The following is a 19,238-nucleotide window of genomic DNA, read 5'->3' as shown; positions in this document are numbered from 1 at the left end:
CAATCTGCTATTTTTGTGCGCCATCAATTTTAAATCTACATGTGGTCTTCTTTGCTAGAGCAGTTACAACAAGGTGAAATCAGGGCATTAGCCAGGGCCATTTCCTTTATTGAAAATGAGCAACCCGGCTACCAGCAACTTTTGCAGGCGCTCCCGCTACACCCTGCCTCCAGGATCATTGGCGTAACCGGACCTCCCGGTGCCGGCAAAAGCACATTGGTAGATGGTTTGATCCGTGAGTTAGTACAACAAGGTTTTAAGGTAGGCGTGCTCTGTGTAGACCCCTCCTCTCCTTTTAACCTGGGCGCTGTTCTGGGCGATCGCATCCGCATGAGCGATTGGTACACACATCCCCAGGTATATATTCGTTCCCTGGCTACCCGGGGTTCCATGGGTGGATTACACCCCAAGATCATAGAAATTGCCGATTTGCTGAAAGCTGCTGCTTTCGATTTTATCATTGTAGAAACAGTAGGTGTAGGCCAGAGCGAGATTGAAATTGCCGGTTTAGCAGATACTACTGTGGTAGTGGTAGTTCCCGAAGCCGGCGATGAAGTACAAACCATGAAGGCCGGCCTGATGGAAATTGCCGACATCTTTGTGGTCAACAAAAGCGACCGCCCCGATGCCGATGTCTTCGTCAAAAACTTACGTCTGATGCTGGCCCCAGCCTTTGCCACACACAAACAGGAAATACCCATTATAAAAACAACCGCGCATCAGCACCAAGGCCTGAATGATCTGGTGACAGCCGTTTTAAAACACCAACAGGAAGAAAACTTTAATGAAAAGAAAGCCTGGCTACTGGCAGAAAAAGCATTCCAGCTAATTCAAAAAGAGCGCATGCGCGATATAGACAAGGGTGCGCTAATGGTAGCAATTAAAAACCAAAGTGCTACCAGCAACTTTAATTTATACCGCTTTGTTCAGCAGCATTACCTGTCGTAATGCCTGTAAACACCTCATGTTTAGGACGAAAGGTTAATGAAGCTACCGTGCCCAGCCACATTACTTTGGTAAAACGCCAGCGGTTATTAGTACGCTTACTAAAAATCAGGAAGGGCCAAACCAGCAAGTGTTTTAATACATTACGATAATAGCTGCCGCTACCCTTTCGAAGCTTGCGTAAGTAAAGGCCGTTTCTAAAACCATAGTAGTATTTCCAGTGTGCATGCACATCATCGGAAAAGACATTGTTATTAAGATTATCGGCTGTTTTATGTAATACAAGACTGTCTTTTACAAAACCGCCTTTAAACCCATACCGCACTATTCTTTCTGTATATTCTACGTCGTCGTACCAAATGAAGAATTCTTTGATCGGCAGACCTACTTTATCTACCGCCTTATACGATACTAACAAAGAAACAAACGTTCCCGAAGGTACCGGGTGCAAATTATTGATAGGTGTACCGTTGAAAGAATAGGGTTTTTCCTCAAAGGGTAAGCGGTTCTTATTATGAGTTGATTGATCAATCCAGATTACATTACTGGAAAGAAACCCAAACTCGTTTTCACGCGAGCCCAGTTGTTGCAGTTTTTGCACCAGTGCTTCTAAAGCATTTTCTCCTGGAATAGTATCATCGTCCATGATCCATATCCAATCGGGCGCTAGTTGATACGCCTCTTTGATACCCCTGTGAAACCCAAACGCCCCTCCGTGATTAGGTTGTGTAAAGGTGATGATGCCTGATTGTGCTTTGAGCCATTCTTCAGTTCCGTCAGTAGAACCGTTGTTGATTACAATTAATTTATCGACCGGGTAGCTTTGTTTCTTTACTTTCTGAATGCATTCCTGCAAAAGGGCCAGTCGATTATGTGTATTGACAACAGCAACAATCTTCATAGAGATTATGGACAGGTTATTTGAACGTATATCTTTGTGTAAAGCGTTCTTGTTCTAAATCAATGAGAACACTGCAAATTGCTGAATAAATAGTGGTTTGCCAATAATATTATTGAACGCCCATGCGTGTAAAATTATGAGTGAAAATAGAAGCGGATTGGTCTCTGTGGTAGTTTGTACCTATAATGGCGGTCTGTATATAGAGGAACAGATCGATTCAATTTTAAATCAAACCTACAAGGCAATTGAAGTAATTATTGCCGATGACGCTTCTACGGATAACACGTTTGAGGTATTGCAGCGTTATGCAAATGATGAAAGAGTACTCCTGTACCGAAACGAGCGGAATGTAGGTTACAATGTCAACTTTAGCAAGGCCTGCGAAAAAGCCCAAGGTACTTATATTGCCATTGCCGATCAGGACGATATATGGGAGCTTGGTAAAATAGAATTATTGGTTGAAGCTATCGAAGCCGACCCGACTATTGTAATGGTGCACGGCATTTCTGCCCGCTTTGAAGGAAATCATGCCCCCCATTTGCGCAGCTTAAAATACCTGAATAATTATACCGGTAACGATATCCGCAACTTCTATTTAAAGAATGTGATCTCGGGTCATAGCATGTTGTTTCGAAGTGATTTGCTAGAAAAGGCACTGCCTTTCCCTGCAGCTGTTTACTACGACTGGTGGCTGGTAGCAAATGCTTGTGTTGTTGGAAAAATATTGGCTGTAGATAAAATCCTGGTATGGCATCGCATGCATGCCACTAATGCTACGGGTGCCGCAAAGCCTAAGGTAAACTATTACAAACAGCAACAAGTTACGTTAAGCAACCTCGTTGAAATTAAAGGCATTAATGGTGATGCAAAAGCATTCGGCGAAAAGCTGTTACAGCTTTATCGCGAATTCCCCGAAAAGCGCTTTTCATTCCCGCTATTCCTTTTTCTGTTAAAACATAGTGCTGTAGTCTTTGCTTACAAGAGAAGACGGTTCCCCTCACTTTCTTATTTTAAGTATGCCTACAAGTTTGCACACCGCAAAACTTTGGCCTAAAAGAGAAGGAAACCAACAAAGCTTTTATCACACTCGCTTTAAGACTTGGTATTTGGAATTTGGTATATACCAAACGCTTCGGATTTAATCTCCTAGTTCTCGTTTGGCTTTTACCAGTGCTGATCCTATTACCTGGTGCATGTCGTAGTAGCGATATTCCGCCAAACGACCACCGAAAATAACATTCGACTCTTTTTCACTTAGCTCCTGGTATTGCTTAAAACGCTTAGAGTTTTTGTCATCATTTAAAGGATAGTAAGGCTCCATACCTTTTTCCCAGGTTGCCGGATACTCGTAGGTAATAATAGTGTGTGGCTGCGTACCAAACTCAAAGTGCTTGTGTTCAATGATGCGGGTGTAAGGGATTTCCCTTTCATTATAGTTTACCACCGCATTGCCCTGGAAGTTGGGTGTTTCTAAACGCTTGTGTTCAAAGCGAAGGCTGCGATACTCCAGCTCACCAAACTGGTAATTGTAATACTCGTCTAACGGTCCCGTATAAACAATTTTTTCAGCTAATGATTTAAAATGCTCCACATCATCAAAGAAGTTCGTGTTTAATTGAACATCTATGCCAGCCAATAACCCTTCTGTTAGCTTATTATAACCTCCAATAGGAATACCCTGGTATTTATCGTTAAAGTAGTTATTGTCGAATGTATACCGCACGGGCAAACGCTTGATAATAAAAGCCGGCAGTTCCGTTGCTTTGCGGCCCCATTGTTTTTCCGTATAGCCTTTGATGAGCTTTTCGTAAATATCAGTGCCCACTAGCTTTAATGCTTGTTCTTCCAGGTTTTGTGGTTCACCAATATTCAATGAAGCAATCTGTTCATTGATCTTTTGCTGCGCCTCCTCTGGTGTGGTAACACCCCAAAGCTGGTAAAACGTATTCATATTAAAAGGCAGGTTATACAGCTTGCCTTTGTAATTAGCAAGGGGCGAATTCGTATACCGGTTAAACTCAACAAAGGAGTTTACGAATTCCCAAATGTCTCTATCGTTAGTGTGAAAGATGTGTGCACCGTAATAGTGTACATTAATACCCTCTTCCTCTTTACAGTAAATATTACCGCCCGCATGAAAGCGCTTGTCAATCACTAAACATTTCTTTCCTCTTTTTTTTGCCTGGTGTGCAAACGTAGCGCCAAACAATCCGGCGCCTACAATGAGATAGTCGTACTGCTTCATACCTAAAATCGTCTGATCTTTTTTCCCTGTATTGAATTCAATATAAATGCAGTCACTTCATCAATAGACAACAGGGGTACACTTCCATTTAAGCGCTGCAACTTTTTGCGATAGTCTCTTACTTTTTGATAACTACTGATAAACAGATAAAGAGATCGTAAATAGCTCCAACGTAATGTAAAAAAACGTGCCAAGGTTTCAACGCTTAGTTGCAGAAACCACAAGAGACGTTTTGGGGAAGAAAGGTGAATGGCATGTAGAAACATCTTGTTACGGTTATAGATGGTTTCCACATATTTTTTCTTATTCTTTGATTTGATCGATGTAGATACTTTGTGCCGGCATACAGAGCGATGATCATAATAGCACTTCCAGCCTAATCGCCAGGCTCGAAGCGACAACTCATAATCTTCTACATAAAAGGGTGAGAACAATTCATTGAACCCGCCACACTGCAGAAATTTTTCTTTATCCAGTAGCGCACAAGCTCCGGAAAGATACATGGAGAACAAACCATACTGCATGGCCTTCTCATCTTCCAGCAAATAGTTGCCAGATGTTTTAATCTTTACACCATGAAAGGAAGGATACTTGGCGCCATCCTGTATAATATTATCTTCCCACCCTACAATGCGTCCAACTACACCAAACGTTGTAGGATCTTCAAAATAAGAGAACAAGCTGTGAAAATAATCCGGCTCCAACTTCACGTCACTGTTTAACAAAAGCACATAGCTATAACTGGCCGCTGTTATACCATTGTTGGCGGTTATAGAAAAGCCGCTGTTTACAGTATTCTGTACAATCCGGATCTGTGGATACTCTTTTTGCAAGTACGCTATGGAATCATCCGTTGAACAGTCGTCTGCTACAATCACTTCAGATGGTAGCGACACATGTTCCAGCGCCTTAAATACGGTAGGCAGTGTATGAGTGAAAAGCTGCACACCATTATAGTTCGGAATAACAATGGACAAGCCTTTCTTCATAGACTGAATAATAAGTAGATAACAATTAGATTTATTACTGTAAAGTACGTCTTGAAACGATTTATTGGACCAAGAGTATTTCTTTTTGCTTTTGTTTTATATCCATTTCCTGTTTAAGCTTGGTATAAGCAGCTTCCCATGTAAACTGCTGTATAATTGTATTGCCTGCTTTTGCTATAGCAATACGACGGTCATTATTTTTAATTAATTGAATGATCTGGTCTGCCATAGCTTTTATATCACCAGAAGGCGTGAGTAGTAAATCTCTTCCATTTATACCATAATCGCCATGGCCACCAATATCCGTTACAACCACTGCACATCCGCACTGCATAGCTTCTGCTGGAGGTAGCGCCCATCCTTCGCTAAGACTTGGCGAAATAAAAATGGCTGAATTATTATAAAGCTCTTTAAGATAAACAGGATTATGATCGAATCGTATCCAGTCAGGTATAGACTCTGGTTTCTTATAAATGCTAAAGAGCGTAACGGTAAGTTCCGGAATTTCTTTTTTTACTATTTCCAAAGCGGCGATCCCATCCTTAGAACCCTTTATAGTTAAGGTATGGTAAGACATTAATACAGAGAAAGGTTGGCGGTGTTCAATAGGCTGCGTAATATGAAAGCGATTAAAATCAAGCCCATTATTTATTAATACAGCTTCTTGCCCTAAAGCGTCAGCATGTTTCTTTAGCCAATTAGCAATGACTATCTTTTTTAAAGGCATCTTCCAGGTGTTGTCAACTTCTTCCCTGGTGCCTGACCAATCTTCATAGCCTTGAATCAGATAGAGCTTCTCTCCCTTTTCTTCTTTGTACTGTACTGCCCATTCTGCTGTTTCCCATGCCGTAGCAAATGTAAAATCGGCATCAGGCATATATTGTTCTCCTAAATAAGGAACCAACCGTTCCTTGATCTCCTTTCGTAAGGGAAACCAAATACGAGCGGAATATTTTTGTTTAAGCTTCTTCGTAAATACCTTCCTGTACATTCTTATCTTTCTTTTCAAGGAAAGATTATTTACAGTGTTCACTTTTGGCTCTATTGGATAAAACAAAGTCACGTCCATTCCATCAGCAGCTAATCGATTGGCATATTCTAACATTACCTTCGCACCACCGGTCGGTACACGACAAATTCCTGGTAACAGAATATTAATTTTCATCGGGTTGGTTTTTTCCTAAATAGATTAAAGCAGGCGTATTAAAATAAAAAGAGATGGACAATACTTCGACTTTTCTTGTTACATCTCTTAATGCTTGTTATTAGAATTATATATTGGATAAAGTCTTAGCCGCCAAACGCATCACGGTTGCGCCGCCACCACCTGAAACCAATAAAACCAATAATAGCTAATGGTGTCATGGCCAGATAAATGATACCAGCGTTTAATCCCTTAGCAGACTTTTCGCCTAGCTGCTCTACTGTTCTTGTACAAATAGAACATTGTGCTGTTGCATCTATTGTAACTGCAAATAAGCTTACCAGCAGCAAAAACAAAAAAAGCAATTTTTTCATAGCACAGCAAAGGTAGGAAACAAAAATTCCATACCCGACAGGATATGGAATTTTAACGTCTGAGGGGAAATAACATTATGCCTCCAATACCGCCTCGACGGCTGCCACATTTACTTTCTGAGACGATGACTCTTGTTGTACCAATTGCGCTACGTACTTGGCACACAGCTCATTTGGCTTGTATTGCGCAAATTCTTTGCTCAGCTTCACCACATTTTTCTTGTAAACAACATTGCTCAGGATCTCTTCTACACTATTACGGATTTGTGCAGGAATAGGCTGCTCCGTTTTAAGGTTGATGCCTAACTGAAAGTATCCAACACGTGCACAGATCTCGTTTTTGCCCTCATGCACACCTGCCACCACCATTGGCAATTGGTTTTCTATACCCAACATTACACCACCATATCCGCCATTAGTTATATATACATCCGCATATGGCATTACATCACCAAAAGGAATAAAATCTTCAATGATAATATTGTTTTGCGGATAGCGCAGGCGCAATTCCAGCGTTCTGGAGCCACCCGTGGTTACCACCACCAGGCAGTCGGAGTCTTTAAAAGCTTCCAGGGTAGGCACAATGATCTTCTCTACATCCTTTTCAACAGTTCCTTGTGTAACTAAAATCACTTTATCGTATTGCTCCAACTTTTTGTTGTACCAGGGTGTTGTTTGCTTTTGGGTAGTATACGGCAATAATGCCCCGGCAAAGCGAATATTGTGTCCAAGATCACTACGGAAGTATTCAAAGCCCGGCGTACCGCTTTGCAGCACCAGGGAAGATTTTCTGATAAGTGTGCTAAACAAATTGCCATCTGGTTTTATCCCATAGTCTGCCAGCATCTCTTTCATAACCAGGTAAGGTTTCCGAAACAGTACCTGATCGGCTACAAAACGCAGGAAGGTTTGCTTTTTCTTACCCCAGAATGAATAGTTGGGTGTAATGGCCAGTCCATAAGGTGCCAGGTCTTTTGAGGTTTCCGGCAGCGGCAATATGCCCACCGTGATCACCGGAATATTCATCTTTTCCTTTACCATGGGAGTGCCGGTAAAAGCCACATCGGCAATCATCACCTCAAACGGAAAGGTTTGGTGAATCTCCTTAATATCATCGTAAAACTCAGGCCCACGTTTTATAAACACATTAATGATATCAAACTTTAGTTTGGCCAACTGGCTTTTGTGTTGTTTCCGCTCTGGAAATATTTCATCAGGCTCACCACTGGCAAAGTCCAGCGCACGTACCAGATCATAGTGAGGTATATCCAGTTGCTGCAATTTATTTGCGTATTTCTTTGCGGTATACCAACGCACATCACATCCAATCTGTTTAAGATGCATGGCTAACCCGGTTAGCGGGTTAAAATGCCCATCTGCAGGGAAGGTGGCAAATAATATTTTGGTGCCGGGTTTTATTTGCGATGCGATGGTATGGTCAATAACAGTAGAAAGGGTGTTATTCATTGCAAAAATGTTTAAAGTATCGGACACAAGATTAATAACCCTAAACACCCAATGAAAGACTGAGGGGCATTAATTGGCTTTTTTGCTACATGAACCGGCAAGAACGATGGATTTCCCTGGTCAAGGGAATCAATCTAATAAGCCCTTATTCCAACACTTCCCTCTCATTATTCATTACTCATTATTGATTATTCATCACTCACTCTTCTTCCTTCCTTGTCAACTTATCAACCTGTCAACCAATATCATCAGCTAATCTACACATAAGCTAATCAGCTAATTCTTCTCCTTTTCTCTGCGCCCCCGGCGCCTCTGCGTGAAACAAAAAGCCCCGCTAACGCGGGGCTTTAAAAATTTATCTAAAAGAGAATTAGATCGCTTCAGCGCTCATACGCTTCTGCTGCTTCTTACGCTCTTCTTCATCCAGAATGGTCTTACGCATACGAATGTTGTTCGGTGTCACCTCAATACACTCATCCTGCTGAATGTATTCCATACACTCTTCCAGGGTCATTAAACGCTTAGGAGGAAGGCTTACCGTACCATCGCTACCGCTGGCACGCATGTTGGTCAGTTTCTTTCCTTCGTTTGGATTCACTACCAGGTCACCAGGCTTATTGTTCTCACCGATGATCATACCCTTATATACTTCCTCACCTGGATCTACAAAGAAGAATCCACGGTCTTGTAATTTATCAATAGAGTAAGCAGTAGTGGAACCCGCTTCTTTAGCGATCAACACACCGTTGTTACGACCAGGGATTGGTCCTTTCCAAGGTTTGTATTCACTAAAGCGGTGGTTCATTACAGCTTCACCTGCAGTATTGGTTAGCATATTGGTACGCAAGCCCAGCAAACCACGAGAAGGGATATCAAACTCTAAGTGTTGCATGTCGCCTTTTGTTTCCATGATCAGCATCTCACCCTTACGGCGTGTTACCAGGTCAATTACTTTAGAAGCATATTCCTGTGGTACATCTACTACCAGGGTTTCAAATGGCTCACATTTTCTGCCATCAATTTCTTTCACCAATACTTGCGGCTGACCAATAGTCAACTCATATCCTTCACGACGCATCGTTTCAATCAATACGCCTAAGTGCAGGATACCGCGACCGTATACCAGGAAGCTATCAGCGCTATCGGTGTCTCTAACACGCAGGGCCAGGTTCTTCTCCGTTTCCTTCATTAAGCGATCACGCAGGTGACGAGAAGTAACAAACTTACCATCCTTACCAAAGAACGGTGAGTTGTTGATAGAGAACATCATGTTCATCGTAGGCTCATCCACGCTGATTACCGGTAAAGCTTCTGGATTTTCAAAATCAGCAATAGTATCACCAATGTTGAAACCTTCTAAACCTACAACTGCACAAAGATCACCCGCTACTACTTCGCTCACCTTCTTCTTACCCATTCCTTCAAACACATACAGCTCACGTACTCTTGATTTCTTAATTGTACCGTCTGTCTGCATTAAAGAGATTGGCTGACCTTCTTTGATCGAACCACGGCTTACTTTACCAATGGCAATACGACCAAGGAAAGAAGAATAGTCCAAAGAGGTGATCTGCAACTGCAAAGAACCTTCGCCAACAGCTGGCGGCGGTACATGCTTCAGGATACCATCCAACAAAGGATTGATATTATCGATCTGGGTCAGGCTATCGTTGAACCAGCCATTTTTACCAGAACCATAATAAGTTGGGAAATCCAGCTGCTCTTCGGTAGCATCCAGGTTAAAGAAAAGCTCAAATACTGCGTCATGCACTTCGTCCGGACGGCAGTTTGGCTTATCAACTTTATTGATGATAACAATCGGCTTCAGACCTAAGGCCAAAGCTTTTTGCAATACGAAACGAGTTTGAGGCATTGGGCCTTCAAAAGCATCTACCAACAGGCAAACACCATCGGCCATTTTCAATACGCGCTCTACCTCACCGCCAAAGTCGGCGTGGCCTGGGGTATCAATCACGTTAATTTTTACACCATTGTACTCTACAGCAGCGTTTTTACTGAAGATGGTGATACCACGTTCCTTTTCAAGGTCGTTACTATCCATGATCAGTTCACCTGCATCCTGGTTTTCACGAAACACTTTAGTTGCGTGTAAGATTTTGTCAACGAGGGTTGTTTTTCCGTGGTCAACGTGTGCGATAATCGCAATATTTCTGATATCCATAATTTTCGTGCTTAACGCTGTACGCTTCACGCTTCACGCAGTTTTTAGCGTGTAGCTTGCAGCTTGTAGCTGTTTTAAGAGGCGCAAATGTAAGCTATTCCTGACCGCCAGAGGCCTAAAATGGTGGACTTTACAAAAACTTTTTGATGAGAAGGACCAACTGAAGAGCTTAGGAAAATAGCCGTAGAGGAGCATCGGCTATGCATCTTTAAAGATGGGTTCCGAATTACTTTCACCTAACTTTTGCTTTTTCACCCCCTGTCAGGCTTATTTATGCCACATATATTTCGTCTCTTTATAAGGGTGAGTTTTAAACAAGACAGCGCGGAGAATAGAAATAGATTAAACCTAAAAACGGCGTAGCAGGTAAAGCAAGAATGAAAGGATGAGACTAACCAGTATCATGGTGGTAATGGGAAAATAAAAGCGAAAATTGTCTCTTTCTACCCTGATATCACCAGGCAGGCGGCCTATCCAGTGCAGCTTATCGCCAAGGAAATACACAATAATGCCAATGATTATGATCAAACCACCCAGCAAAATGATGTATTTACCCCATTGACCTTGCATATTTAAACTCGTACTATTGATTGAAGTCAAACTATTAACCGATTTAATATGAAAATATTGTTCCTTATGCTTAGCCTTATGGGCTTTTTTCAAATACCAGCACAAACGCCCAAGGGTAATACCTGGACGATAGAGCACAATAAAGTAGTACGCCTGAAGGCTACCAGCGAGAGCGAGACCAAGAACAGTTTTGTGATCAAGGATGCCGACCTGAAAGCAGAAGGCCAGCTTTATATAAACTTCCATGAAGAAAAGCCTTTGAAAGACTGGAAGCGTACGTTTGCTGTTTTTGACACCAAGGACAACGAACTGATCAACTATAGTGGCAGTTCCTTTAAGATCGGCAATGGAAAACTACGCGACTTACGCAACCAAGGCATCAAAACCCTAAAGATCTACACATGGGCATTACCAACAGACCCTGACCTGGCCTCCCGTATTCGCATTAAAAGAATGCATTTGTGTACGGTGACATTGGAGGAGTAGCGGCCCCTGTCCCCCGAAGGGGGAACTTAGGTTGATCCAACACTAGTGAACTGTTGTTTGCTGACAGTTGATAGAGGACAGATGACAGGGAGGGAAGGAAAGCTGTGAGCCATGAGCTGTGAGCTGCGAGAAGAAGCTGCAAACAGCGCGCGCCAAGGGCGCGGAGAATTGGAACCACGAAGGCACGGGGGCAGAGAGGGGCACAGAGGACCGCGGATTGGCTGGATTTAGAATGGATTAGCAGGATTTGAATTAGCAGATGTGAGGATGGCTGATGAAGAGAGAGAATATTGAACAAGGAACAAGGAATGTTGAAGGAAGAAGGGAGGAAGAAAAGGCACAAGGCACAAGGCACAAGGAGGAAATGCTCAATGCTCAACGCTCAATATTCAATAAACAATAAGAAAAGAATCAATTTAAAAAGAAAAGCACTCCACTTTAGGAGTGCATTTCTTTTATAAGAGGTTTTGTTCTTCTGGTTTTGTGCGTTGGCACTCCTCCCTTTCGGGGAGGCCGGGAGGGGCCTCACGTCTCACGTTTCACGATTTAATACGTACAGCTTCCCAATTATGTTTTGAAGAGAATACATTTGCAGCTTGTTGGGTTAAGAACAGGAATGATAAGAGTCTTTCTATAATCTCCTTTTCTCCTTCCCCTCTTTCAATCTCCTAGTTTATGCGTCACCTTCTGTACATTATTAATCCTATATCCGGTACCCGCAATAAGCGTTCTGTACAACAATTAGTTGAAGAAAAAACAAAAGCTGCCGGCCTGCCTTACACCATCAAGCACTCTGTAGCTGGTGGCGATTACAGTTTCCTGCACCCCTTTATCAAAGAAGAAAAGGTAACCGATGTGATCATTGCTGCTGGTGATGGTACGGTAAATCAGGTGATCAACGGGCTTAAAGATCTGGATGTACAATTTGGTATTCTGCCTTGTGGTTCAGGAAATGGGCTGGCGTTTAGTGCTGGCATACCCAAAAACCTGGAAAAGGCCCTGGCTATTATTTTTAAAGGACAAAGCCAACTCACGGATGCTTTCCTGGTAAATGGCGCTTTTTCCTGTATGCTCTGTGGTATTGGTTTCGACGCCCAGGTGGCGCATGATTTTGCTAAGGCGCCAAAGCGTGGTCTGAATACCTATATTCAAAAAACAGTTTCCAATTTCTTTTCGGCCAAAGCCTATCCCTTTAGCCTTACTATGGATGGCAGTGTATTAGAAAAGGAAGCCTATTTCATTTCTGTAGCTAACAGCAATCAGTTTGGCAACAATTTTACCATTGCACCAAAGGCCAGTTTAACCGACGGTCTGTTGGACATTGTGGTAGTAACCAAACAAAACAAGCTGAATATGCTGGCGCAAACCATTTTACAGGTAGGCGGTTTTAATCGCTTAGTGCAGCCAGAACTAGCTAAAGCCAATAAAGGCATTCTTTATTTTCAAACCCCATCGCTTACCATTAGCAATGCAGGTGGTGCACCCATGCATATTGATGGAGACCCCGTTACTGCTGCGCAGCACCTGGAGATCCGTATACTGAAATCTTGTTTTCGGCTAATTTGTCCTTAGAGGTGTTGAGCAACAAGGCCACTTTACCAAAGTTTTGCGCGTTTTGCTGCGAGTTTAAAGAAGCTCCAATATCTTGCTTCTCACGTTGGGTCAAGTGAAAATTCAAGGCAGCCTTGTCTTCTTCTTTTCCTGGGATATACTGAAACGTTAGTTGCTGAATAGAAAAGTTACTGTTGCCTATTAAGTAAGAGGCCATATCACTCTGGCCATACTCCATCATCTTATACCAGTTGTGTTGTAGCAGGAAGAAAGGCTTTACAGCGTTCTCTGTCATGGTTTGGGTCTCATATGGATTTTCCCAGCCACCATCCATACGATCACGGATCTGTATGATCAGCACCCCTCTGGTATTCTTTTCAATCCAGCCTTTCATGGTCGACATAAAGCGCAGTGCATTATCGGTACCGTAATTATCGCGCAGGCCTCCATCCATCACATCAATCACCGGCTCTGTTGGCAACCACACGTTGGGTAGTACAATAGGAAAGGTAGCATTCATGCGCAATGCTGTCAACATGCGTAGGTTGTGCGGATCCTGGCTGGCAAAGAAAGTTGTATAATCAACAGCATCCGGATTTATGGGGCGTGTACTATCGGATAGCGGCTGCATCATAAAGCGCAGGGGCTGCGTACTTATCAAAAGCTTTTTACCATCGCGGGTGATCACGTTGTGATAAAAGATCAATGGAATTTTAGCATTCCGTTCATCCTGCTCATAATCTTTTAAGCGCTTGTTTAAAACACCTTTGGTATTCGCGTTCAATGCCAATTCAAAAGAATATCCTCTATCCTTTAAATAACTGTAAGGGCCTACTTTGAATTTTTGCTCCGGTGCAAACAGGTCGCGAGCTACAAAAGAAGAAAACGTAGGATTCAACAGGTCTTGTGCTATGGCATCTACATACTCGGTTGATTGCAGGTTGGTGTAAGTGCCTTTTATTTTTTGGCGATACAGTTCCCGGAAATAGGTAGCGCCGATCATACCACCAGAAGCCCCGGTGATCAGGAAGGTTTGATCCATGATCTTACCATTGGTAACGCTATCCAGTCGTTGCAGCACATTCATGGTAAAGGTGGCACTGCGGGTACCTCCCCCACTGGTGGTGATCAGTACCAACAGCGGTTTGTCTTCTTTTTGTTTAGCCTTCCAGCGATCCAGTATCTGGAACATATTCTGCTTGTCGGCCTCCACAGCTGCAGGATTAGCTAATTGCTGCAGGCTATGTAATGAATATTCAGGGCAATTGGCTTTATCGTAGGCCAGGCCATAAGCCTTGTTGCGTGGATCAATCCAACCAGACTCAAACAGCGTATTTAAGACGATCAAAAAAATAATCAGGGCTGGCACACTCCAGCTTTGAAAGAAATAAGCAAAGGCCCCAGACACCCCAATCAGTATAGAACAGAATAAAATGATACTGGCTGCTGCTGGTATCTGAAATACTCTATAGTCCAGGAAAAAACCAATGATGATCAGGAATAAATAAGCCAGCACCATACACACAACAGCGGCAAAGTGGTGACGCTTAAAGATCGTCTCCATCAACTCGCGCGAGTAGTGCGACACATCGCGGCAGCGGCGCACTTTCCTGAATGAATCCAGGAACCATTCCGCGTTGATCAGCACTTTAGAGTTCGTAGGCACATGCTCTGGCTGCAGATGGGAAATCACATTCTTGGTGGTATTAAATAATGGCTGCAGTGATCGTAAGATGGTTTTATCAGCACCAAAAAAATAAAAGAACGAAATGGTTAACATCAGCAACAGCCCCACTAAGAAACCAAGGGTCAAAAAGATGATCTCTATATTAGGAATCAATTCTTTGTAGTGTGCAAATGAATAACTTTTGATCAGGAAATAGGTTAGAAAGGAGATCGGTAAAACGCTGTTGTTTACGCAATACTTTACAAAAGGGTATTGCGTAGCGGCAAGGAAAGTAAAATGTTGGCTGAATAAGATGAACGTAGTAATGTTCCAGCACATGATAAATACGCCAATGGAAGCCCCCACAATAGCGGTACTAAGAGCATTCACATTTCCCAAATACTCCGGGGCCAGAAATAGGGCATTGGCGCCAAAGCTTTTCATTAGCGAACCGTTAACCACCGCAAACAACACCAACCAAAAAACAAGCAATATTTGGTATTTCCGAAAATGAAGAAAGAGGAGTTGTACGGGTAACGAATAAAATATGCCTCTTAAATAAGCCATCAATAGTTTCTGGATTTAAGGATTTAATTCAACTTCTTCAGCGGATAGCTCGCTACTTATATAAAGAGCGCCGGCGTAGCAGAAACGCTGCAAACACTAAAGAAAGCAATAATAATAGTGCCACGAATTGATGAAGTTGCGCCATCCACTCAAACTCGTTCCACTTTGTTGCCCTGATTTTTATAGATGTCAGCACCGTAAGTACGCCAAGCGTTGTTTGCAGCAATACAAAAACCAATGGCAGGGTGCGTACTGTAGCATACAGCGCCCCTCCGCGTTTTCTGAAAGCCTGCACGGTCCATACCAGTACCAATAATACCAGCAGATACGCCAGCATACGGTGAATAAAATGAATCACAATCCGGTCTTCTAAAATACTCACCAATGTCAGCGGACGATTGAATAAATAATCTGGGATAAAACTACCATTAATGTCGGGCCAGGTAGGCGCTGCTGGTGCTGCCCGGTGACCAGCCATCAGGGCACCAAATACAAATTGTATAAATAAAACCACAATGGTCCCCCAGGCAAACTTCTGTAACCGTGGACCCGTTACAAACTCTCTTTCTTTTACCAATAGTTTCAGCGCAAACCAAAACGTATAACATAGCAGCACCATGGCAAATACAAAGTGCAGGGCTAAGCGTGTAGGCTTTACATAGATCGCATCACCGGTAAGTCCACTCGCCACCATGATCCAACCCACGGCACCTTGCAAGGCGCCCAATATAAAGAGGATGATCAGCGGCTTCACCATATCGGTACGAAAGCGGCGCTGAAATAAAAAGATGATAAACGGTATAGCAAACACAACCCCGATCAACCGGCCCCAAAAACGATGAAACCACTCCCAAAAGAAAATGAACTTGAAATCGTGTAACGTAAAGTCGGAGTTCATCAGGTGATACTGTGGAGTCTGCTGGTATTTATGAAACTCATTGAGCCATTGCTGTTGGTTCAGCGGTGGTACGGCACCTGTAATCACATCCCACTCGGTGATGGACAAACCGGAACCCGTTAGACGGGTAATACCGCCTAAAATAATTTGCACTATAAGCATGGCTACCCCTATCAGCAACCATATCGCCACTGGCCGAGAAGATGTTTTTCGATTCATGCCCCGCAAAGGTAACGCGGGAATGCTTATTACTTAATGCGCAACTTTAATATACCCCCATCCTTGCCGTTGTTTACTGATAATTTCGTAAATACCATCCGGCACCGTACTTACAGAAGGCAGCAAGGCAGAAGGTTCTATGCCATGGCGTTTCATGGCCGCTGCACACACTTTTACACTAACGTTCTTATTTGTGGACAGATCCTGCAATTGCTTTGATACAATTGATTTGTCTTTTTGCACCATGTCTAACGACTGACCATACAATACCACCTCCAACTGCGCATCTGGATGTTCTTTTGTAATGGCATCGATCCACCGCAGTACCGTTTTGTGATCGTTGGTGTCTTTGCTGGTCAAATCAAAAACCACATTATAAGGAACGGTTTGGGCTTGCAATAATAGTGTTGCCAAGCCAAAAACAACAAGCAATGTAAGGTGTTTCATGGCTTCCAATATTTAGTATAAAGTTTACGAAAATATTTGCACAGAAACAGGCCTAGTTACAGGCCGCTATTACATTAACAACTACAGATATTTTAGCGGTTAACACTTACTTCTTTCACGCCTTTTTCATAACTTAATAGAGACAGTTCTTTATTTCTTAACCTCAACTAATGCTTTATGCAACACGATGAAAAACGCCATACCTCCCGGCGTACATTTTTAGGAGTTTTAGCTGGCAGTACAGCCGCTTTTAGCATGGCCTCCATTGCCTCTCCCCTTTCTGCTGGCGCAAAAGCTGTAAACGAACACATGGAAACCAGCCCCGACGATCCGGAAGCCTGGATGAAAAAAGTGAATGGAAAACACCGTGTGGTATTTGATGTTACCCGCCCCAATGACATGTTGCCGTTTGCCTGGCCCCGCATTTTTTTAGTTACCAATGAACAAACCGGCACTCCTGAAAAGGAAAACAGCGTAGTGGTAGTGCTGCGCCACGACGGCATTCCTTATGCTTTAAAGGATGAGATGTGGGCTAAGTACAAACTTGGTGAGTTCTTTAAGGCAGATGATATGATGACCAAGGCCCCTGCCGTACGCAATCCTTTCTGGCAGCCAAAAGCTGGCGATTTTAAAGTTCCGGGTATTGGTAATGTGGCCATCGGTATCAATGAGCTGCAACAAAGCGGCGTTCAGTTTCTGGCCTGCAATATGGCGCTAACAGTATATAGCGCAGTTATGGCTGAAAAAATGAACATGAAGGCAGAAGACGTGAAAAAAGATTGGACAGCGGGTCTGATACCCGGCATCCAGGTAGTACCATCCGGCGTATGGGCACTGGGCCGCGCGCAGGAAAAAGGATGCGGTTATGTATTTGCGGGCTGAGAGAAAGCTGTGAGCCATGAGCTGTGAGCTGCGAGAAGAAGCTGCAAGCAGCGCGCGCCGGGGGCGCGGAGAATTGGAACCACGGAGGCACGGGGGCAGGGAGGGGCACAGAGGACCGCGGATTGGCTGGATTTAGAATGGATTAGCAGGATTTGAATTAGCAGATGTGAGGATGGCTGATGAAGAGAGAGAATATTGAACAAGGAACAAGGAATGTTGAAGGAAGAAGGGAGGAAGAAAAGGGACAAGGCATAAGGAGGAAATGTTCAATGCTCAACGTTCAATAATCAATGATTACTAATCAATAATTATTGAAGGGATGCCTGTATCACTGGACTCCCCTTTCACGTTTGACGTTTCACGTTTCACGATTCCTCGCCACTGTTGACGCTGTCTCCTATTTTTTTAGCTTTTAAAACAGGCTTAACGCCTTTAACCCATGGAATAGCATTGCGGTCAGTATTTTTGGAAAAAAAATTTGCTGCACCCTTATTTTCAAGAAGAGCTATTAGAAGCCGGCTGCGATGAAGCTGGGCGTGGCTGCCTGGCGGGACCAGTGTTTGCCGCCGCCGTTATTCTTCCCAAAGACTTTTACCACCCGCTGCTGAACGATTCCAAACAATTGAATGAAAAACAACGCTTTGCGTTGCGCCCCTATATTGAAGAGAACGCCATCAGTTTTGCCGTAGCTAACCTGTGCAACAAGCAAATAGACAAACTCAACATCTTAAAAGCCTCTTTTAAAAGCATGCACCTGGCTATTAAGAAGCTAAGTGTAGTACCCCAGCTCCTGCTCATTGACGGTAACCGTTTTACCGTTTATAAAAGAATTCCGCACCAGTGCATTATAGGTGGAGATGGAAAGTATGCTTCTATAGCAGCAGCTTCTGTATTGGCCAAGACCTATCGCGATGAATACATGATTGAACTGCATAAAAAACACCCGCAATACAATTGGGCACAGAATAAGGGTTATGGTACTAAAGACCACCAGGTAGCACTAGACAGTTTTGGCCCATCCAGATATCACCGCCAGTCTTTCCGCCTGTCCTATGGTACAACCGCTGCCCCCAATATTGAAACAATCCATTAAACCCATGCAGCGATTCAAGGTCTTATAGTTGTCTTTTTCATGTGCTGCATTTCTACTGATCTGCCGTAAAAGAATGGTTGAAGGTTAACAGGAAGCACCGTTACTGCAAGCGGTGCTTCTGCTTTTAATTCAGTACAACAGTACTGCCTTCTACTTTTACATTGTTTAACTCAAAACGCTTCACTGCCCTATATTTCCCACCCTCGCAATGACAAGGCTTCTTTTCAGTTTCGATATAGGAAATAAAGTACTCCTTGTTCAAAGCAGGAATTACAATTTTCCAGTCATAATTAAAATCCAGGTAGTCGAAAAAAGCAGAAGGCTGTGTAGTACCGCCCACAGGCACAAGACTATAGCGTTTTACCGTATCTATTTTTTCGCTGAACCGTGAATAGGGTTTGTATCGGATAAGAAAAACCGTATCAGTATCTACCGCCTGCATATTCTGCGTACGGACCAGTAAATTCTGATCTTCACACACTTCCTTACAACAAGCATAAAGTGCAATAACAGGTATGGCAGCCAACAAAAGTCTTTTCATAGTCATACGCTTTGTTTTCAATCAATAGTTTTACTAGCATTGACGTAAAAAAGCATTCACTTGTTGATAAA

General features: G+C 43.1%; 18 protein-coding genes. 6 read left to right on the top strand and 12 right to left on the bottom strand.

Annotation, left to right across the window (positions count from 1 at the left end):
• Nucleotides 1-39 precede the first annotated feature (39 nt).
• Complete coding sequence (meaB, locus tag SY85_RS17300; RefSeq protein WP_066406125.1) at nucleotides 40-948, top strand: methylmalonyl Co-A mutase-associated GTPase MeaB; 909 nt, start codon at nucleotides 40-42, stop codon at nucleotides 946-948.
• Here meaB and SY85_RS17295 read toward each other — a convergent pair.
• Entirely contained in the window at nucleotides 908-1,846 is a 939-nt protein-coding gene (locus SY85_RS17295; RefSeq protein ID WP_066406124.1) for a glycosyltransferase family 2 protein, read from the bottom strand. The two genes, meaB and SY85_RS17295, sit on opposite strands and share 41 nt — an antisense overlap.
• Before the next feature lie 136 nt (nucleotides 1,847-1,982).
• Here SY85_RS17295 and SY85_RS17290 point away from each other — a divergent pair, with 136 nt between their 5' ends.
• The gene (locus SY85_RS17290) at nucleotides 1,983-2,900 is read left to right on the top strand and encodes a glycosyltransferase family 2 protein (RefSeq protein WP_066406123.1); all 918 of its coding nucleotides are present in this window, start codon (nucleotides 1,983-1,985) and stop codon (nucleotides 2,898-2,900) included.
• Between the two features lie 84 nt (nucleotides 2,901-2,984).
• Here the strand turns inward: SY85_RS17290 and glf are convergent, their stop codons facing one another.
• From glf to SY85_RS17255, 7 genes are all read right to left on the bottom strand, one after another.
• Complete coding sequence (gene glf, locus SY85_RS17285) at nucleotides 2,985-4,091, bottom strand: UDP-galactopyranose mutase (protein WP_066406122.1); 1,107 nt, start codon at nucleotides 4,089-4,091, stop codon at nucleotides 2,985-2,987.
• A gap of 2 nt (nucleotides 4,092-4,093) precedes the next feature.
• Nucleotides 4,094-5,080, bottom strand: a complete 987-nt coding sequence (locus SY85_RS17280) for a glycosyltransferase family 2 protein (RefSeq protein WP_066406121.1) — start codon at nucleotides 5,078-5,080, stop codon at nucleotides 4,094-4,096.
• A 61-nt stretch (nucleotides 5,081-5,141) separates the two neighbouring features.
• Nucleotides 5,142-6,245: a glycosyltransferase family 4 protein gene (locus SY85_RS17275; RefSeq protein ID WP_066406120.1), complete on the bottom strand. Its 1,104-nt coding sequence runs from the start codon at nucleotides 6,243-6,245 to the stop codon at nucleotides 5,142-5,144.
• 125 nt (nucleotides 6,246-6,370) lie between these two features.
• On the bottom strand, nucleotides 6,371-6,598 hold the full coding sequence (locus SY85_RS17270) for a hypothetical protein (RefSeq protein ID WP_066406119.1): 228 nt from the start codon (nucleotides 6,596-6,598) through the stop codon (nucleotides 6,371-6,373).
• A 75-nt stretch (nucleotides 6,599-6,673) separates the two neighbouring features.
• Nucleotides 6,674-8,065, bottom strand: a complete 1,392-nt coding sequence (locus tag SY85_RS17265; protein ID WP_082886548.1) for a glycosyltransferase — start codon at nucleotides 8,063-8,065, stop codon at nucleotides 6,674-6,676.
• 370 nt (nucleotides 8,066-8,435) lie between these two features.
• Nucleotides 8,436-10,247 carry a translational GTPase TypA gene (gene typA, locus SY85_RS17260; protein ID WP_226998870.1) on the bottom strand — a complete coding sequence of 604 codons (1,812 nt, stop codon included), beginning with the start codon at nucleotides 10,245-10,247 and terminating at the stop codon, nucleotides 8,436-8,438.
• 348 nt (nucleotides 10,248-10,595) lie between these two features.
• Nucleotides 10,596-10,817, bottom strand: coding sequence for a DUF2905 domain-containing protein (locus SY85_RS17255; RefSeq protein ID WP_066406118.1), 222 nt, complete (start codon nucleotides 10,815-10,817; stop codon nucleotides 10,596-10,598).
• Between the two features lie 48 nt (nucleotides 10,818-10,865).
• Between SY85_RS17255 and SY85_RS17250 the strand changes: the two genes are divergently transcribed.
• A complete protein-coding gene (locus SY85_RS17250) occupies nucleotides 10,866-11,303 on the top strand; it encodes a hypothetical protein (RefSeq protein WP_066406117.1) in 438 nt (145 codons plus the stop codon).
• A 675-nt stretch (nucleotides 11,304-11,978) separates the two neighbouring features.
• Nucleotides 11,979-12,875 carry a diacylglycerol/lipid kinase family protein gene (locus SY85_RS17245; RefSeq protein WP_066406116.1) on the top strand — a complete coding sequence of 299 codons (897 nt, stop codon included), beginning with the start codon at nucleotides 11,979-11,981 and terminating at the stop codon, nucleotides 12,873-12,875.
• On the opposite strand, the gene SY85_RS17240 is transcribed toward SY85_RS17245, so the two are convergent.
• The 3 genes from SY85_RS17240 to SY85_RS17230 all read right to left on the bottom strand — a co-directional run bounded on the left by SY85_RS17240 (nucleotide 12,811) and on the right by SY85_RS17230 (nucleotide 16,651).
• Complete coding sequence (locus SY85_RS17240; RefSeq protein WP_158512996.1) at nucleotides 12,811-14,964, bottom strand: patatin-like phospholipase family protein; 2,154 nt, start codon at nucleotides 14,962-14,964, stop codon at nucleotides 12,811-12,813. The two genes, SY85_RS17245 and SY85_RS17240, sit on opposite strands and share 65 nt — an antisense overlap.
• A 175-nt stretch (nucleotides 14,965-15,139) precedes the next feature.
• The gene (locus SY85_RS17235; RefSeq protein ID WP_066406114.1) at nucleotides 15,140-16,204 is read right to left on the bottom strand and encodes a COX15/CtaA family protein; all 1,065 of its coding nucleotides are present in this window, start codon (nucleotides 16,202-16,204) and stop codon (nucleotides 15,140-15,142) included.
• Nucleotides 16,205-16,237: 33 nt separating this feature from the next.
• On the bottom strand, nucleotides 16,238-16,651 hold the full coding sequence (locus SY85_RS17230) for a DsrE family protein (RefSeq protein ID WP_066406113.1): 414 nt from the start codon (nucleotides 16,649-16,651) through the stop codon (nucleotides 16,238-16,240).
• Nucleotides 16,652-16,828: 177 nt separating this feature from the next.
• Here SY85_RS17230 and SY85_RS17225 point away from each other — a divergent pair, with 177 nt between their 5' ends.
• Nucleotides 16,829-17,533 (top strand): hypothetical protein, encoded by a 705-nt coding sequence (locus SY85_RS17225; protein ID WP_066406112.1) that lies wholly within the window; start codon nucleotides 16,829-16,831, stop codon nucleotides 17,531-17,533.
• 478 nt (nucleotides 17,534-18,011) lie between these two features.
• Nucleotides 18,012-18,626 (top strand): ribonuclease HII, encoded by a 615-nt coding sequence (locus SY85_RS17220; protein ID WP_066406111.1) that lies wholly within the window; start codon nucleotides 18,012-18,014, stop codon nucleotides 18,624-18,626.
• 124 nt (nucleotides 18,627-18,750) lie between these two features.
• Here the strand turns inward: SY85_RS17220 and SY85_RS17215 are convergent, their stop codons facing one another.
• The gene (locus tag SY85_RS17215; protein ID WP_148661231.1) at nucleotides 18,751-19,167 is read right to left on the bottom strand and encodes a hypothetical protein; all 417 of its coding nucleotides are present in this window, start codon (nucleotides 19,165-19,167) and stop codon (nucleotides 18,751-18,753) included.
• Nucleotides 19,168-19,238: the final 71 nt, after the last annotated feature.

The sequence above is a fragment of the Flavisolibacter tropicus genome, from assembly GCF_001644645.1.
Lineage (GTDB): Bacteria > Bacteroidota > Bacteroidia > Chitinophagales > Chitinophagaceae > Flavisolibacter > Flavisolibacter tropicus.
This window is presented reverse-complemented; position numbering and strand designations above follow the sequence as displayed.

Excerpts from the sequence above, each read along its gene's own strand:
- SY85_RS17215 (WP_148661231.1), bottom strand. The coding sequence starts at position 19,167 with ATGAAAAGACTTTTGTTGGCTGCCATACCTGTTATTGCACTTTATGCT.
- SY85_RS17235 (WP_066406114.1), bottom strand. The coding sequence starts at position 16,204 with ATGAATCGAAAAACATCTTCTCGGCCAGTGGCGATATGGTTGCTGATA.
- SY85_RS17290 (WP_066406123.1), top strand. The coding sequence starts at position 1,983 with ATGAGTGAAAATAGAAGCGGATTGGTCTCTGTGGTAGTTTGTACCTAT.
- SY85_RS17295 (WP_066406124.1), bottom strand. The coding sequence starts at position 1,846 with ATGAAGATTGTTGCTGTTGTCAATACACATAATCGACTGGCCCTTTTG.
- SY85_RS17250 (WP_066406117.1), top strand. The coding sequence starts at position 10,866 with ATGAAAATATTGTTCCTTATGCTTAGCCTTATGGGCTTTTTTCAAATA.
- SY85_RS17225 (WP_066406112.1), top strand. The coding sequence starts at position 16,829 with ATGCAACACGATGAAAAACGCCATACCTCCCGGCGTACATTTTTAGGA.
- meaB (WP_066406125.1), top strand. The coding sequence starts at position 40 with ATGTGGTCTTCTTTGCTAGAGCAGTTACAACAAGGTGAAATCAGGGCA.
- SY85_RS17245 (WP_066406116.1), top strand. The coding sequence starts at position 11,979 with ATGCGTCACCTTCTGTACATTATTAATCCTATATCCGGTACCCGCAAT.
- SY85_RS17240 (WP_158512996.1), bottom strand. The coding sequence starts at position 14,964 with ATGAAAAGCTTTGGCGCCAATGCCCTATTTCTGGCCCCGGAGTATTTG.
- SY85_RS17270 (WP_066406119.1), bottom strand. The coding sequence starts at position 6,598 with ATGAAAAAATTGCTTTTTTTGTTTTTGCTGCTGGTAAGCTTATTTGCA.
- typA (WP_226998870.1), bottom strand. The coding sequence starts at position 10,247 with ATGGATATCAGAAATATTGCGATTATCGCACACGTTGACCACGGAAAA.
- SY85_RS17280 (WP_066406121.1), bottom strand. The coding sequence starts at position 5,080 with ATGAAGAAAGGCTTGTCCATTGTTATTCCGAACTATAATGGTGTGCAG.
- SY85_RS17265 (WP_082886548.1), bottom strand. The coding sequence starts at position 8,065 with ATGAATAACACCCTTTCTACTGTTATTGACCATACCATCGCATCGCAA.
- SY85_RS17230 (WP_066406113.1), bottom strand. The coding sequence starts at position 16,651 with ATGAAACACCTTACATTGCTTGTTGTTTTTGGCTTGGCAACACTATTA.
- SY85_RS17275 (WP_066406120.1), bottom strand. The coding sequence starts at position 6,245 with ATGAAAATTAATATTCTGTTACCAGGAATTTGTCGTGTACCGACCGGT.
- SY85_RS17255 (WP_066406118.1), bottom strand. The coding sequence starts at position 10,817 with ATGCAAGGTCAATGGGGTAAATACATCATTTTGCTGGGTGGTTTGATC.
- glf (WP_066406122.1), bottom strand. The coding sequence starts at position 4,091 with ATGAAGCAGTACGACTATCTCATTGTAGGCGCCGGATTGTTTGGCGCT.